General features: G+C 25.9%; 2 protein-coding genes and 1 pseudogene. All 3 read right to left on the bottom strand.

All coding sequences use genetic code 11. The annotated features are described in order from the left end of the window. On the bottom strand, nt 1–1,397 hold a 1,397-nt coding region (locus Q0649_RS11780), incomplete at its 3' end, for a B12-binding domain-containing radical SAM protein (protein WP_298841991.1). Further along, nucleotides 1,372–1,911 (bottom strand): class I SAM-dependent methyltransferase, encoded by a 540-nt coding sequence (locus Q0649_RS11775; RefSeq protein ID WP_298841988.1) that lies wholly within the window; start codon nt 1,909–1,911, stop codon nt 1,372–1,374. The genes Q0649_RS11780 and Q0649_RS11775, both read right to left, overlap by 26 nt. A gap of 96 nt (nt 1,912–2,007) precedes the next feature. Then, nucleotides 2,008–2,280: pseudogene (locus tag Q0649_RS11770) on the bottom strand (phospholipase); the annotation flags it as partial.

Here is a 2,280-nt window from a genome sequence, read left to right as displayed (position 1 = left end):
TTATAATAATCTACTGAAGAAATTTTTATACCTAAATATCCTTTTTCATAAAAAAACAATCCAAGTTCATAAAAGAAATCAAAGGGAGTATTAAATTTCTCCACAAAATATTTTAAAATATTGTCAAACTTTTGTGAATTATGATATTTATCTACCATTTTTTCTACCCTTTTTAATTTTACTAATTCTTCATAACTTATATCCCTTGTCTTTAGAATTTCAAATGGTGGATACGGTGCGTAAACCATTCCCCATAGCTCGGACTCATTTATCATCTCTGAACCCTTAAGTAATTTTAAAAATCCTAATTGTATTACTTCAACATGAATTCCATAAACATCGTTAAAAGAATTTCTAAATGATTCATAATTTTCTCCTGGAAGTCCTGCTATTAAATCTAAATGTTGATTAATAGTCCCTATTTCTTTTACTTTTGTAACCTTATCACTAATTTCATCAAAAGTTACGAATCTACTTATATTATTAAGCACAATAGGATTAGTAGTTTGAACTCCAACTTCAAATTGAAATCTACCCTTTGGTGTATCCGCCAAAACATCTATTTCCTTTTGATTTATCAAATCTGCTGATATTTCAAAATGAAACATTGTCTCGCAATCTAAATTTATTAAAAATCTCCAAATTTCTATTGAGTATTCAGGATTACAATTAAATGTTCTATCTACAAACTTTACGAGTCTCACTTTCTTATCTGCGAGAAATTTTAATTCTTTTTTCACTCTTTCTACATTAAGGAATCTAACTCCATGTGTTGTTGATGATAAACAATATTTACAACTAAAAGGACATCCTCTAGATGCTTCATAATAAACTATTTTATTTGTAAATTCTTCTTCATAATATGGGAAAATAACCTTATTTATATCCATTAACGGTCTTTGCCCATTATAATAAATTTTGTCTAGCCTCTTAAAATATAATCCCAAAATATTTTTAAAGTCAATTTTTTTCTCATTGATTGCTTTTGCATTTATAAGTGATTTCTTTGATAATGAAATTTTCCATTCAATAAATTCCTTATATGTTTCTTCGCCTTCACCTTCTATTACATAATCTCCTACATTTTTGTGTAGAAAATCTTCACAATCAAAACTAACCTCAGGCCCACCATAAAGAACTTCAATATTACTATTTACAAGTTTAATAAGTGACGATACAGCCTTAACATACTCTATGTTCCATATGTAGCAAGAAAATGCTACAATGTCTGATTTACTCTTTAATATTTCCTCAAGTATTCTTTCAATTTGATCATTGATTGAAAACTCCATAATTTCACATTCATAATCTAAATCATTAGCAAAAGCTTTTAAATATCTTACTGCCAAATTAGTGTGAATGTATTTTGCATTAATGCCTATTAGCGTTACTTTCATCTTTTGATTTCCCTTTCTTTTTACATATCATATAGTAAACATTATCCGAATTTTTTAATGTTAGCACCTTAAAATAAGGTTCTAAAATTCTCATTGTATTATCTTTAGAACTGTTTTTTAATATATTTAAATCCTTTAAATGTATTTGTTTTGTACTTTTATCTGGTAATACAATTTTAATTTCCTTATTAAACGTTTTAGCTATTCCTTTATCTATATCCCAAATATATAACATTCCGTCAACTTTCAAATATTTATATATATCTTGTATCAATTTTCTTTTATTATATGTAAGTTTTATATCGCTTAAAGTAAAAAACAATGCACAGGTATCATATACCCCATTCTCTATTAATTCCTTTTCCGCTTTTCCTTCAACATAATCTACACTACTACTATCATCAATGTACTCTTTATATATATTGTATATGATCCCATGATTAGAAAACCCTATATCTAATAGATTTCCTTTGAAAATTTCTTTCTCTAAATTTAATAAAACCTCCTTATTCACTTGTTCTCCCCCCTTCATTATATATAATTATATTATATATATACTTATTTAAAATTTATTCTTCAAAAACAAAATAATTCCTCTAAAATAAAGGAATTATTTGTTAATTTCATCATAGAAATTTAACATTAAGCCCGCAGTAGTTTTTTGTGCTCTCTGAACTATAAGTGTAGATACTTTTCTATATCTCTCTTCCTTATTTATTATATTTCTATGTGAAATATAAGTATCACTAGCAAATGTTGCATTATTCTTTATATAGTCTTCTATTTTATCTTGCTTAATTATTTCATTAAAAATAGGGAATGAATAATCACTCATTAATCTACCTATAATCCAAAGTTCAAAATTTCTATGATTTTTAAGTAA

Source organism: uncultured Clostridium sp., from assembly GCF_937920395.1.
Lineage (GTDB): Bacteria > Bacillota > Clostridia > Clostridiales > Clostridiaceae > Clostridium_AD.
The sequence above is the reverse complement of the archived record's forward strand: the minus strand, read 5'-3'. Positions and strand labels throughout refer to the sequence as shown.